Genomic DNA, 15080 nt, shown 5'->3' with positions numbered 1-15080 from the left:
ATATAGATCGCTGATGTGTTTTACTAATCCCTTTTGATAAAATGTTTCTATGGTTTCGTCGCCAAGACCGTCTATATTCATTGCTTTTCTGCCAATAAAATGTTGGATCTTGCCTACAATTTGTKGCGGACAAGCTTCATCATTAGGGCAGTAGTAGGCAACTTCACCTTCTTTTCTAATCAGGGTCGATTGGCATTCAGGGCAAACTGAAGGGTAAATAATTTTAGGTGCACCGGCTTTGCGTTTATCCAGGTTCACATTAATTATTTTAGGGATAATCTCTCCGCCTTTTTCTACGAACACACTATCTCCCTCATGCAAATCCAATCTTTCAATCTCATTTGCATTGTGCAGTGTGGCCCTCTTTACAGTAGTGCCGGCAAGTTGCACCGGTTTTAAATTTGCTACAGGAGTAACAGCACCTGTGCGGCCCACCTGATAGGTTACCTTTTCCAGTATGGTCTCTACTTCTTCTGCTTTGAATTTAAATGAAATGGCCCAGCGTGGAGATTTAGCTGTAAAGCCCAGTTCCTGTTGCTGTGCATAGCTGTTCACTTTAATTACAATGCCATCAATGTCATATGATAGTTTAAAACGCTCGGTTTCCCAATGCTTAATGAACAACAATACATCGTCAATGTTGCTAACCAGTTTGGAATTGGTACTTACGTTGAATCCCCAGCTTTTTAAAGTCTGCAGGCTTTCCCAATGTGTTTTAAAATAATTTTTATCGGTATTTAGTGAGTACAGGAAGCAGTCAAGAGGGCGTCTGGCTACCTCTTTTGAGTCCTGCATTTTTACGGTTCCTGCGGCAAAATTTCTTGGGTTGGCATATTGGATCTCCCCAAGCTCTTCGCGTTCCTTATTTAGGCGCTCAAAAGCAGCACGGTGCATAAAGATTTCACCTCTGATCTCGAACAGAGGCGGTACTTCTTCATTTTTTAATTTATGAGGGATATTGTTAATGGTTTTAACATTGGTGGTTACATCATCGCCTTTGGTTCCGTCTCCGCGGGTAACTGCTCTTACAAGCCTGGTGTCTTCATAGGTCAGGCTAATAGAAAGTCCGTCAAATTTAAGTTCACAAACGTATTCAAAACTTTCGCCAATGGTTTTTCTTACCCGCTCATCAAAATCACGAAGATCTTGCTCGTTATAAGTGTTGCCCAATGAAAGCATTGGCCACCTGTGCTTTACAGTGGTAAATGTTTTGGTTATTTCGCCTCCAACTTTCAGGGTAGGAGAGTCGGGATCTGCAAATTCCGGATGCTCCTTTTCCAGCTTGCCAAGTTCCTCAAGTTTTTTGTCGAACTCGTAATCTGCAATGGTAGGCATTGCCAATACATAATAATTGTAACTGTGTTGGTTAAGCTCCTTAACCAATGCATCMATTTTATCTTTTATATCAAATAGTGACATAGAAGCGAAGATACAAATTAGCTTTAGGAGCTAATTGAGATTTATATGAAATATTTTTGATGTTGAGGATTCTAATGATTGCCAGCCTTTAAATGTTGCTCCACATCGCTGAATATAGACATGTAATCATCTTCAATACTGGTCTTAAAAACAGAGAGTTTATCTGTTAATAATGCAAGTTGTGGTTCTGTAAATGGGCTGTCCCACAAACGCATACAAATGCGGTTCAGGGCATAAGAGATGTTCTCGATCTTCTGGTAACTAAACAGGTATCTGCTGGAAATAAAGCTGTTCAGGAATTTAAAGAATACCGTTGTGTCTGGTACACCACTTTTTTTTAGAAAAGAATCTATTGCTTGTTTATTGGCCTGGCCTAACTGCTCGTAAAAAGTATTAATGTTTACTGTTCCATGGATGGTTAGCAAATGATCCAGCACTAGCTCAAGACCAATATGAGCTAGGAAAAAAGGCTTAACAGGGCTATCTTGAAGTGCCGGTAAGATGATCTGTTTTAAGGTGTTGGTATGTAATTTAAAAAACTCCGATGAATGAAAAACAGCATCTACTGCAATGTGTCGGCCCCATCCAATAAGGATAGAATTTTCATCAGCATCAGATTCAAAAAGATGTTTTTCTTTTAGCGGATATAAGTTGCTGTCTTTCTGTGCATTCTTTACAAAATCTGGCAAAACAACTCCGATTACCATGTTTGCATCATGATTGTCTCTTTCAAAATAAAAATGCGACAAAAAGTTCATTGCCCTAAAAGTAGCTAATTTTGTTCAGTTTAAGCGTTTTTGAGGCGTATTGAATTTAAAGGATAACATAGGTTTTCCTATATTTGCGGCAAAAGGATATAAGAATGACCAATTTCGTTGAAGAGCTACGCTGGAGAGGCATGTTACAGGACATCATGCCGGGTACTGAAGATAAATTGAATGAAGGAATGACCTCAGGTTATATAGGATTTGACCCTACTGCTGATTCACTGCATGTAGGACATTTAACTCAGATCATGACGCTTATTCATTTTCAACGTGCCGGCCATAAGCCATATGCACTAGTAGGCGGAGCTACCGGCATGGTAGGTGATCCTTCAGGTAAATCTGACGAAAGAAATCTTCAAACCGAGGCCACAGTAGAACATAATCTAGCCGGAATGAAAAAACAGCTTTCTAAGTTTTTGAAATTCGAAGCGACAGGTAATGGTGCAGTGATGGTGAACAATAATGACTGGTTCAAGGACATGAACCTGTTTACTTTTATCAGAGATGTAGGTAAACACATTACTGTAAACTATATGATGGCAAAAGATAGTGTTAAAAGAAGACTGGAAGGTGATTCGGGACTTTCTTTTACCGAATTCTGCTACCAGCTGATTCAGGGTTATGACTTTTACTATTTGTGGAAACACCACAATTGCCTGGTGCAAATGGGTGGTTCAGATCAATGGGGCAATATTGTTACCGGAACAGAACTCATCAGAAGGAAAGATGGCGGTACTGCATTTGCAGTGACTACCAATCTGATCAAAAAAGCTGATGGTACTAAGTTTGGTAAAACTGAAAGCGGGGCGGTATGGTTAGATGCAGCAAAAACGTCGCCTTACAAATTCTATCAGTTTTGGCTTAATGCTTCTGATGATGATACTAAAAAATGGATCAGAATTTTTACGCTTAAATCGCAAGAAGAAATAGAAAGCCTTGAGGCAGAGCACGACACTGCGCCACATTTGCGCGTTCTTCAAAAAGCATTGGCCGAGGATATAACCATCAGAACACATTCTGTTGAGGCATTGGAAACTGCAATTAAAACCTCTGAATTTTTATTTGGTAATGGTTCTTTGGAGTTTTTCAAAACTTTAAATGAAACACAGGTTTTAGAAATATTTGAAGGTATCCCTCAATTTGAAATTTCAAAATCGGAACTTGAACAAGGAATTGACGCCGCTACATTGCTTGCCGAAAAATCGAGCGTTTTTGCTTCTAAAGGCGAAGCGAAGAAATTGATACAAGGTGGCGGAGTATCTGTAAATAAAGAAAAGGTTGGTGATGCTCAGGCTGTTTTTAATGCTGAAAACCTATTGAATGATCAATTTATTATCGTTCAAAAAGGTAAAAAGAACTATTATCTGATAATAGCTAAATAATCAGAAAGCTAATTTACCAACAGGTTGCAGCCTCTGATATCAGCATTGTCAAAACGGCCTAGAACCTCAAAAGATCCATCTTCAAATACGCGGCCCAGATCCTGGGTCGCTATAAAAGAACAGGAATTGATGTTTGCAAGATCGATAACATTGATTCCTCCTGTTTTGTTGTTTGCGATCAGACTTAAAGGATCATTGGTATCCCTAAGGTTAATCTTCATCCAGGGAGGACAATTAAACACTCCATTTCCATAAGAATAGGCTTGCGATAAAAGTTCAGTCATGCCATATTCGCTATGGATGGCACTAACGCCAAAGCCATTCTGAAGTATTTCGTGCAATTCTTCTCTCACCATTTCTTTCCTTTTGCCTTTCATACCACCTGTTTCCATTACAATCAGTTCGGGGAAATCTATTTTGTACTGCTCAACAAAATCAAGCAGGGCATAAGTAACACCAATTAGAATGGTTTTCTGGCCAGAGGCTTGCAGCTTTTTTAGTTTTTGGAACAAATCATCATGATTGTGCAAGAAGTAGCCACTGTCTTTATGTTTGCTTTGCTTTAGCAGCGCATCAACCATGTAGATTAAAGACGACCCATCCCGTTCCAGATAAGAAGGCAGTAGCGCAAGGAAACATGTTTGTTCGGGTTTGCTGTAAAACTGCTCAAAAGCAAGGTTAAAGCTTTGTTCGTATACTTTAACATCGGTAACCAAATGTCTGCTTTGCAACATACCTGTAGTGCCTGAACTGCTAAAAATAATCTCAGTTTCGTCAGCAGAACTTAGTACCTCATGACTTTTAAAAAAGCTGATCGGCAAGTAAGGAATACGATCTGATGAAGATATCTCCTCAGGCTTAATCCTTAAATGAGATATGTATTCGCAATACACTGAACAATTTTTTGCCTGATGTTTAAATACTTCAAGGGATGCTTTTTCAAACTGTTCTTTAGTCTCAATAGAGAAAATTTGCCCGATTAAATCTTTCACGTGTGCAAAAATACACAACAAAGTTTTAATTAAGAATTGGTTTTCTTGGTTAGAACAGCTTTTCTGAAATGATAACCACAAAAACCGCTTACTCCCGCTATAAATGCACCAAGCATAGCGCTCAATGCCAGCACCAATATCCATGAACTTAYACCAAGCATTCCTGCTACCCTTAATGCTAAAACATTGTTGTTAGGTAAGCTTTTAAATAAAGCCATTCCTGTCCACAAGAGCAGGATCGCAAAAAAAGGCGACCATAAAGATATCTTTCCTGTTTTACCAATTAAACCGCATGTTGCAAATGAAATCACTACGATTATCCACCAGGGCAAAACCATTTGAAGTAAATAAGAGGCTATTAAAATTACAATAAATACCATGATGCTATTTTTTGGATATTTTTAATTTAGAGATTATTTTGGCCGATGGGTCATCAACAGATTGCATAAAGAAAAGGTCATACAGCTCGCCGTTAGCCCAGGTGTCGATCATATTGTCGTAGAATTTACTGCCAGGGTTGCCCGATTGTCCGCCCGGGAAAACGCCATGTCCTTTAGGTGTTTTTCCTAATTCAACAACCATTCGCCACGAGGGGCCATTGCTTTCGCTTAATGCATCTATGGTCATTTTACCACCACCAATCATTAATGTTTTAGAGCCGAAACCCGGTATTTTTGCCAGATGCGGAACATTGCTATGCTTAAAGTTGGCCCATTGCCATCTTTCGCCAATAGGCCCGTATTTACGTTCCAGGCTATCGCATGAATACTTAAAGGCCTCATTTACAAGATCACTTAACGTTTCTTTCTCTGGTGTCTTAATGTTATCGACCCATTTGGAATCTGGCTGTGTTAAAATCAGTTGTACGGTTCTGTCTCTGGAAGGATAGCGCATTGGAACACCGTCAACACTAAATTCATCATCCCAGATATTGTATTGAATGCGTTTGGTCCACAGATCAAAAATACTTGCTGCAACTTCTTTTGCATCGTAATGTTTATTCCAGGCAGACACTAAAGAGAACCCTTCTTTTTGTGTGGCGTTTAACTTGCTGCCATCTACCAAAGGTAAAATAGCGGGTAAGATATTTTGGGCATGGATGCTGTAAGTGTCGGTCTGCATCGTTCTGATGCTGTCGGCAGTAGCGTTAGTCATTACTGTTAACCTGTCGTTTATGCGTTTCGCCCGTTCATACGGACTAAATTCCCAGTTAATGTAATAAGGGTAAGTTTGATCGGTAGATGATTGATTGGCCGAACTAACAAAGTTTCTTGGAGGGTTCTTAACAGTTGGGTTTTGAGAAGCAGGAATCCATCCTTGCCAATCATTTTTAGGATCAGAACCATCCATAATAAATTTACCCTGATCTTTCCATTTTAGTGGGAACTTGCCATTTGCGGTAATGGCAATATCATTATCAACCGAAGCGAATACAAAGTTTTGTGCCGGAGCCGTATAATAAGTAAGTGCTTTGCGGTAATCGTTGTAGTTCTTGCCGCGATTTAGCAAATAGAAAGTTTTAAGCTCATTAGATTTATCATGAGCAATCCACCTTAGTGCATTTCCGATAGGAATATTTTGAGCCTTAGAAAACTTTTCTGGCTTCTGAAGATAAACTACCGGACCTTGGTGCGTATAATAAACGGTGTCTATTTCAGCTTTGCTACCCCTTATCAGGATCTTTTCAAGTCGGGTTGTGGTATTTTTCCACTCATTATTATACCAATAGCTTTTATGGGTATTGTCTTTGAATTTGATCTCATAAAAATCCAGCACATCTGCGGCTACATTGGTAACTCCCCAGGCAATATTTTGGTTAAAGCCTATAATTACTCCCGGTGCTCCCGGTAATGATACGCCATAGCTGTTTAGACCTGGAGCATGAAGTTGAATCTGGTACCAGATAGAAGGAAGGGTTAAATCAAGGTGAGGGTCGTTTGCTAAAATAGGGTAGCCGGATTTTGTTTTTGCACCTGATATGGCCCAGTTATTACTTCCAATTCCTTCTTCTTTTTGTTTAGTTTCTATATTTCCGGTTGTCATTTCCTTTAATGCATCAGCAGGCGGAGTAGGAACGGGCAGTGGATCAAAATCCCATTTGGTACCAACAGGAATAATCGGATCTTCTTTGAAAGGGTAGTCAGGAAATAAATCTTTAACCACATCAGTGCCAAACTTCTTTCTGATATTGGTCATATAAAACTCATCGGAGCCCATTGCCAATACTGCCGACATCTGTTTTAGCAGTAATGCGCATTTTAAAGGAGTCCAGTCTTCAGGTTTAAAATCCAATAATTTATATTCAATGGGTAGTTTGGCTTGCGTTAAAGAATGTATATAGTCGTTTATACCAGCGGTATATGCCAGTATCATTTCTTTTGATTTCGGGTCGGTCATCATTCCTTCCAGAGATTTCTCAGCGCCATAAACCATACCCATCCTACGTTGATATTTATCAAGTTCTATGGCCTTTTTCCCTACCACTTCAGAGATGCGGCCGGCAGCAAAACGGGTTTGAAAGTCCATTTGCCATAAACGATGCATTGCTGTTACGTAACCCTGAGCATAATAAACATCATGATCGTTTTGCGCAAAAATATGCGGAATCATCCTGTCGTCGAATGCGATATCAACATTCTGATAAGTAGCTTTTAGGGTAATTTTTCTATTTGGATTTACTGTATTTTTTTCTGCGTTTTGCCAAAAACCGGTAAAGGGATTCAGGAATTTGAGAAGAGGAGGGGTATCGCCGAATTTTGTATTGAGAGCATATGTTAATAGTATTGGGATAACAATGCAAATGAGGGCTTTTATTTTATTCATCATAGCTCAGTTAAAGGCACATCTAAAACATAAATGAAAGTATTTGATTACTACTTCCTTTGAATTTAAATTGACTTTGCAAGTTAACATAAAAGTTAAATCAATTGCAATCAAAATCCGATTTTGGCAATGAAATATTCATCAAAATTGGATTTGGAAAATTAAATTAATGTATTATATTTATAATAAATTAACCTTATATAAATTAACTGCATGAATAAAATTTTTACCAAAGCAATCTTTGCATTTTTATTGCTATGTATTACCGGTTTGGTAGCGCAGGCTCAAAATGTAACCATTAGTGGGTCTGTTTCCGATAAAGCCACTAAGGAACCAATACCAGGTGTTGGGATTACTGTCAAAGGAACTACAATAGCCACAGCCACTAATATGAGTGGTAAATACACACTTACCGTTAAGCAAGCCGCTCCATTTACAATCGTTATTTCTTATGTTGGATACGCTTCAATTGAGAAAGAAGTTACAGGAAATGCTTCGAATCTGGACTTTGAGATAGAAACTGCTACCGTTTTAGGTCAGGAGGTGGTTATCTCTGCATCCAGAACTCCGGAGCGAATTCTTGAATCTCCGGTGTCTGTAGAGCGTATGGGACCTGCTGTATTAAAAGAGCTTTCTGCTCCCTCATTTTATGACGCCCTAACCAATATGAAAGGTGTTGAGATCAGTGCACAGAGTTTAACTTTTAAATCAATAAACACCAGAGGATTTAACTCTAATGGCAATACCCGTTTTAATCAGCTTGTTGATGGAATGGACAATCAGGCACCAGGATTAAATTTCTCTGTAGGAAATATTATTGGTATTTCAGATCTTGATCTGGATAACGTAGAGTTACTGCCGGGAGCATCTTCAGCGCTATATGGTGCGGGCGGTATCAGCGGTACCATGCTTATGACCTCAAAAAGCCCTTTTGATTACCAGGGAGCCAGCTTTTCTTATAAGTCGGGAATTAATCATGTAAATGATAACAATACCGGAAATCAGCAGTATAACCAGTTGGATGTACGTTTGGCAAAAGCCTGGAATAATAAGTTCGCTGTAAAAGCTACTTTCTCGTTCCTTCAGGCAAAAGACTGGCAGGCAGATAACTATAGCAACTTTGATCGCAATGGCCGCGCTTTTAAAGCAGGCGATAGGGCTTCAGATCCGGCTTATGATGGTATAAACGTTTATGGTGATGAAAGCTCGCAAAATATGAGAAGTATAGTTCAGCAAAGCATTGAGCCTACTATACGGGCGGGTATCTTAGCTGCATCTGGTGGAGCGTTTAATCCAAAAACGGTCCTTGATAATCTTCCTGCAGGAACAAGCTATCCTGCCTACCTGAACTTTATAAATGCAAATGTTCCGGCTCCATTGCGCCCTGCAGTATCTGGTCAGTATCTGCCATTCTATTTCGGGCTTAAAAATCAAACCATTCTTCCAAATCAGGAAGTAACAAGGACCGGTTATAATGAAAATGCACTGGTAGATTACAATACCCAATCGCTTAAAACTTCCGGRTCGTTACACTACAGATTTACACCTACAATAGAAGGTATTGCCCAGATAAACTGGGGAACGGGTACTTCGGTATATACCGGTTCAGATCGTTACTCATTGCGTAACTTTAGCATCGGGCAATACAAATTAGAACTAAAAGGACAGGATTTCTTTGTAAGGGGTTATACCACACAAGAACGTTCGGGTGATTCATATATCTCCTCTATTTTAGGAGCATTCATCAACGAAGCTTCAAAAACATCACAAACATGGTACCCTCAATACATCAGTACATACATAGGAGCAAAATTGACCACTCCGGGAATTACTGATGCACAAGCTCATGCAGCTGCAAGAAATGTTGCCGATCAGGGACGCTTTGTGCCTGGTACCCCTCAGTTTGAAGCTGCAAAAGATAAAATTGTAAACAGTACCATTGCTTCGGGAACAGGTGCTAAATTCGACGATAAAACCAATCTATACCATTATGAGGGTATGTATAATTTCTCAAATGCACTTAATAATGTAGTTGAATTACAGGTTGGAGGTTCATACCGGATTTACCAATTGCGTTCAGGGGGAACTATTTTTGATGATCTTACCGATAAAATTGATATAAATGAATACGGTGCATTTGCCCAGATCGCTAAAAAAATGTTTGATGATAAATTCAAACTGGCTTTATCTGGCAGATATGATAAAAGCTCTAACTTTGATGGCCGTTTCACACCAAGAGTATCAGGAGTACTTACTGTAGCTCCGGATAATAACATCAGGGTATCATACCAAACAGGTTATCGGAATCCAACAACCCAAAACCAGTACATAGATTTGTCGGTAGCAGGTGGTTTACAAAGGCTTATTGGTGGTATACCTAGTATGTTGGAGAAATACCATATGCTTACAACAGATATTCCTTATACTGATGTAAGTTATCGCGCATTCTTGGGTTCTGTAGCAGCTGGTGCTCCTAATCCTGCTCTGCTAAAACAATACAACTTTGATCCAAGAGGGGTTCGTCCTGAGAGCGTGCAGGCCTACGAAGTAGGTTATAAAGGATTGTTAGGGTCAAGGTTCCTGATAGATGCCTATGCTTACTACAATACTTATAAGAATTTCATTACAGCAGTGGATGTTTTTCAGCAAAACGACGATAATTCCTTCTCTAAATTTGGAGTACCTGTAAATGCAACCGGTAAAGTAACTTCTTACGGAGGCGCATTGGGCTTGGATTATTTAATAGGCGGTTATAACTTAAGCGGTAACGTATCTTACAACAAATTAGGCGACCTTCCTACAGATTATATTAATGATTTTAACACTCCGGAGATTCGTTATAATTTAGGTCTTGGTAACAAAGAGATCATTAAAAACTTTGGTTTTAATGTTAATTACCGCTGGCAAGATAAGTTTTACTGGAACTCATCATTTGCTTCAGGAGATGTTCCTTCATTCAATACAATTGATGCACAGGTTAACTTAAAAATACCTTCAGTAAAATCAATGGTTAAACTTGGGGGCTCAAACATATTAAATAAATATTACTTTACTTCTTATGGTAACCCTTCTATAGGCGCACTTTACTACATAGGATTTACATTTAACCCATAAAATCAAATTAACACAGCTCTTCATCAATTAATTAGTTTTATAAAAGAGCCCTGACAGCAATGTCAGGGCCTTTTTTATGCGTATATTTTTATATAATAATAATCCTTTGGTTTTAATAGAAAATTTAACACTTTAGTATGTACAGAATACACGATCTATTACATGATCAAAAGGGGGGCAAATTTTTACTAAAGCGATTTTTCATGGAAGAAAATAAAGAAATAATAAATAATATAATCACAAAGGAAATTGTTGAGGAGCAAGTTCAGCATTTAAACAATCCGGTAACGGATATAAAACCAATAGTTAAAAAATATCTTAGTCCGGTACAAAGTGTTACCACAGTTGGAAACAAATTTTTCTTTGCTGATGGGGATGCTAAAGTTGAAATCAGAGTGGTAAGCGACGAAATCATCAGAGTTAGACTGGCACCACATGGTGTTTTTCTGGATGATTTCTCTTATGCAGTTCCGGTGGTAGACCAAAAGGTAACCACATTTAAATTCGAGGAACTGCCAGAGTATTATGCGATATCAACCAATACTGTTACCTGTAAAGTAAGAAAAGACGATTTCCACATCTCTTTCACAGATAATCTGAACCAGAAGGTGATGAGTGAAGATGCCACACCAATGCACTGGGAAGAAAATATAGAATTTGGTGGTTACTATGTATATGCCACTAAAAAGTGTGGGTCGGAAGAGAACTTCTTTGGACTTGGCGATAAATCAGGAAACATGAACCTTAGAGGGCGTCATTTCCAAAACTGGAATACCGATGCATACTCATTTGGATGGGATCAGGATCCATTGTACCGTACTATTCCATTTTATGTTGGTGTAAATGAGCAGGCGGCTTACGGTATTTTCTTCGATAATACCTTCCGTTCTTATTTCGATTTTGGAAGAGAAGACAACTCCAAAACCAGTTTCTGGGCAGATGGAGGTGAATTACAATACTATTACATCCACGGCCCGCATATGATGGACGTGGTAAAAAGATATCAGACCCTAACGGGAACGCATCCAATGCCTCCCAAATGGGCCTTAGGTTATCACCAGTGCAGGTGGAGTTACTATCCTGAAAAGAAGGTTAAAGAAATAGCAGAAGGCTTTAGATCACGTAATATTCCATGCGATGCCATTTATCTGGATATCGATTATATGGATGGCTACCGTTGCTTTACCTGGAACAAAAGCCACTTTCCTGATCCTAAAAGGATGATTAAGGAACTTGCAAACGATGGTTTCAAAACCGTTGTTATGATAGATCCGGGAATTAAAGTCGATGATAACTACTGGGTATTTAAAGAAGGTAAGGAAAACAACTATTTCTGTCGCCGTAGCGACGACTACTTTATGGAAGGCCACGTATGGCCGGGAAGATGCCAGTTTCCTGATTTTACCAACCCAACCGTAAGAGAATGGTGGGGTAACTTATACAAAGAATTAGTAGATATAGGTGTTGCAGGAGTATGGAATGATATGAACGAGCCGGCAGTATTCGGTTCAGGAACATTCCCTAACGATGTAAGACATAACTATGATGGTTATAGAGGTTCGCATCRCAAAGCACATAATGTGTATGGTATGCAGATGGTACGTTCAACTTACGACGGCTTGAAAAAGCTAATGCGTAATAAGCGTCCGTTTACCATTACCCGGGCGGGATATTCTGGTATGCAGCGCTATGGTTGTGTGTGGACCGGTGATAACGTGGCTACATGGGAACACTTAAAAATTGGTAATATCCAATGTCAGCGCATGTCAGTTTCAGGGGTACCTTTTTGCGGAACCGATATAGGAGGTTTCAGTGGAGAGCCGGATCCGGAATTATTTACCAGATGGATCCAACTGGGTACCTTCTCTCCGTTTATGCGTGCACACTCTGCCGGTGATACAGCTGAAAGAGAACCTTGGAGTTTCGGAGAACCATATACCAGCATTAACAGAACATACATTGAATTAAGATACAGGTTGCTTCCTTATTTATATTCGGTATTTTGGGAGCATCACCGTTATGGTTTCCCAATTTTAAGACCATTGGTAATGCTTGAGCAAGAAAACATCAGCAATGGTTACCGCCAGGATGAGTTTACATTTGGTGATAAAATATTGGTTTGCCCTGTTTTAGAGCAAGGTGCAGCATCCCGTATGGTTTATCTGCCAAAAGGAAAATGGTATAACTTCTGGACGCATGAGGTATTAACCGGAGAGAGCGAGCATAGCATTGCTACACCATTAGATCATATGCCATTATTTGTTAGAGCAGGTTCCGTAATTCCGGAATATCCTGTAATGCAGTATGTTGGCGAAAAGGACATTGACGAGGTATTGCTGAATGTTTATTTTTCTGATTATGAAGTGAACTCGTTCTTGTACGAAGATCATGGTGATACATTTGCTTATGAGCAGGACATCTACTCAGAGAAAAAATTCAGTGTTAAAGGAACGCAGTATGCGTTAACTATTGAGCAGTCGAGAAGTGGCTTGTATACACCTAATTACGAGTTGTACAATTACAACATTGTTGGCTTGCCGTTCAACGTCAATAAGATCACGGTTGATGATCATGAAGTCGCCGATTATACATTGGATGAGCGTAATTGCTTGCGTTTTAAATCAAATAAAAATTTCACCACAATAAAAATCTATAATTAATGGAAGTGCTTGCCTACAGTTTATTTAGCGATTTTGATATCTCATTATTTATTTCAGGCAAGCATTTTCGGTTGTATGAGAAATTTGGTGCACACCTAATACAACACAATAAAACGGAAGGAACTTACTTTGCTGTCTGGGCACCTAATGCCCAGGCAGTAAATGTTACCGGAAATTTTAACCAATGGAACAAAACATCGCACCAGCTTAACAGGCGGTTAGATTCTTCTGGTATATGGGAGGGTTTTATCCCGAACATTGGCAAAGGCGAAGTTTATAAATACGCCATTAAAGGTTTTGATGGCAGCGATATAGAAAAAGGGGATCCCTTTGCTACCAAATGGGAGCATCCACCAAGAACTGCTTCTATTGTATGGGATACAGATTATACCTGGAAAGATAAAACATGGCTCAATAAGCGCCCAAAAGCAAATGCACTGAATACACCTATGTCGGTTTATGAAGTGCATCTTGGCTCATGGCAGCGCGACCCATCAGAACCAAAAAGGGTATTAACCTACAAAGAAATAGCAGTAAGCCTGGTGCCTTATGTATTAGATATGGGCTTTACCCATGTAGAGCTGATGCCTATTATGGAGTATCCATATTACCCATCATGGGGGTACCAGATTACAGGTTATTTTGCAGCAAGCTCCAGGCATGGAACTCCGCAGGAGTTAATGTTTTTGATAGAAGAACTGCATAAAAACAATATCGGTGTGATACTGGACTGGGTTCCTTCGCATTTTCCCGGCGATGCTCATGGGCTTTTCAAATTTGATGGTACCCATTTATATGAGCATGCCGATATGCGCAAAGGCTTTCATCCCGATTGGAAATCATACATCTTTAATTACGACAGAAATGAAGTACGGTCTTTCCTGATCAGTAATGCAATGTACTGGTTAGATAAATTCCACGCTGATGGATTACGTGTAGATGCGGTGGCATCGATGCTCTATTTTGATTTCTCCAGAAAGGCCGAAGAAGCAGCTACCAACGAGTTTGGGGGCAGCGAGAACCTTGGTGCAACATTATTCCTTAAAGACCTTAATGAAGCTGTGTATGGCTCCTTTGAAGGTGTCCATACCATCGCAGAAGAAAGCAGTACTTATCCGGGGGTAACACATCCTGTGTTTGCCGGCGGACTGGGTTTTGGAATGAAATGGATGATGGGCTGGATGAATGATACGTTAAAATACTTTAAAAACGATCCGCTTAACAGAAAATACCATCATCATCAACTCACTTTTAGCATTACTTACGCCTTTAGTGAGAACTTTATGCTGCCTTTTTCTCATGATGAGGTAGTGCATGGCAAATCTTCAATGATTTATAAGATGCCAGGCGATGAGTGGCAAAAATTTGCCAACCTGCGGGTGCTATATGCATATATGTTTACCCAACCGGGTACCAAGTTACTTTTTATGGGTAATGAGTTTGCTCAAACACACGAATGGGATTTTAAGAACTCGTTAGATTGGCATCTGTTGCAGCATCCTCCTCATTTGGGAATGCAGAAAACCGTTAGGGCCATCAATAAACTATACAAATCTGAACCGGCGCTATATGAACACAGCTTTTCACACGAGGGTTTTGAATGGATCAATGCCGATGATGCCCAGCATTCGGTTTACATTTACCTTAGGAAAGGTCTAAAAGCAAAAGACACACTTATTGTGATCCTGAATCTTACTCCTGTTTTCCGCGAGAATTATCTTGTAGGTTTGCCGTTTAAAGCTAAATGGAAAGAAATATTCAATACGGATGCCGAGGAGTTTTTTGGAAGTGGAAAGTTGAATGAAGCAGTGTTGCTGCCATTAAAAGAGAACTGCCATAGAAGGGAGTATTCTATTTCTTTAAATATTCCTCCATTGGGCGCACTGGTTTTAAAGCAAGCTAAATAATCTTATTTCAGTATTT

The 15080-nt window shown here is 39.5% G+C and carries 9 protein-coding genes; 4 read left to right on the top strand and 5 right to left on the bottom strand.

All coding sequences use genetic code 11. The annotated features are described in order from the left end of the window. Both ligA and AC1DG9_RS06040 read right to left on the bottom strand, forming a co-directional pair. Positions 1-1419 (bottom strand): NAD-dependent DNA ligase LigA (ligA, locus tag AC1DG9_RS06045; protein ID WP_477634407.1); only part of this gene is annotated, 1419 nt, incomplete at its 3' end. A gap of 71 nt (positions 1420-1490) precedes the next feature. Continuing rightward, a complete protein-coding gene (locus tag AC1DG9_RS06040; protein WP_337715717.1) occupies positions 1491-2177 on the bottom strand; it encodes an ACP phosphodiesterase in 687 nt (228 codons plus the stop codon). A 104-nt stretch (positions 2178-2281) separates the two neighbouring features. On the opposite strand from AC1DG9_RS06040, the gene tyrS reads away from it, so the two are divergent. After that, the gene (tyrS, locus tag AC1DG9_RS06035; protein ID WP_337715715.1) at positions 2282-3568 is read left to right on the top strand and encodes a tyrosine--tRNA ligase; all 1287 of its coding nucleotides are present in this window, start codon (positions 2282-2284) and stop codon (positions 3566-3568) included. 8 nt (positions 3569-3576) lie between these two features. Here tyrS and AC1DG9_RS06030 read toward each other — a convergent pair whose 3' ends face one another. From AC1DG9_RS06030 to AC1DG9_RS06020, 3 genes are read right to left on the bottom strand one after another with little or no spacing between them, the layout of a single operon-like run. After that, the gene (locus AC1DG9_RS06030) at positions 3577-4560 is read right to left on the bottom strand and encodes a LuxE/PaaK family acyltransferase (RefSeq protein ID WP_288883981.1); all 984 of its coding nucleotides are present in this window, start codon (positions 4558-4560) and stop codon (positions 3577-3579) included. Positions 4561-4589: 29 nt separating this feature from the next. After that, positions 4590-4940, bottom strand: coding sequence for a hypothetical protein (locus tag AC1DG9_RS06025; RefSeq protein ID WP_477634406.1), 351 nt, complete (start codon positions 4938-4940; stop codon positions 4590-4592). A 4-nt stretch (positions 4941-4944) separates the two neighbouring features. Then, positions 4945-7386: a penicillin acylase family protein gene (locus AC1DG9_RS06020; RefSeq protein ID WP_337715713.1), complete on the bottom strand. Its 2442-nt coding sequence runs from the start codon at positions 7384-7386 to the stop codon at positions 4945-4947. 210 nt (positions 7387-7596) lie between these two features. Between AC1DG9_RS06020 and AC1DG9_RS06015 the strand changes: the two genes are divergently transcribed. The 3 genes from AC1DG9_RS06015 (at position 7597) to glgB (ending at position 15064) form a co-directional block, all read left to right on the top strand. Next, positions 7597-10497, top strand: a complete 2901-nt coding sequence (locus tag AC1DG9_RS06015; RefSeq protein ID WP_288883983.1) for a TonB-dependent receptor — start codon at positions 7597-7599, stop codon at positions 10495-10497. 203 nt (positions 10498-10700) lie between these two features. Further along, entirely contained in the window at positions 10701-13157 is a 2457-nt protein-coding gene (locus tag AC1DG9_RS06010; RefSeq protein ID WP_477634404.1) for a glycoside hydrolase family 31 protein, read from the top strand. After that, positions 13157-15064, top strand: a complete 1908-nt coding sequence (gene glgB, locus AC1DG9_RS06005; protein WP_337715712.1) for a 1,4-alpha-glucan branching protein GlgB — start codon at positions 13157-13159, stop codon at positions 15062-15064. The genes AC1DG9_RS06010 and glgB overlap by 1 nt, the downstream gene beginning before the upstream one ends. Positions 15065-15080: the final 16 nt, after the last annotated feature.

It is taken from the genome of Pedobacter sp. 05L430 (assembly GCF_056397585.1).
This window is presented reverse-complemented; position numbering and strand designations above follow the sequence as displayed.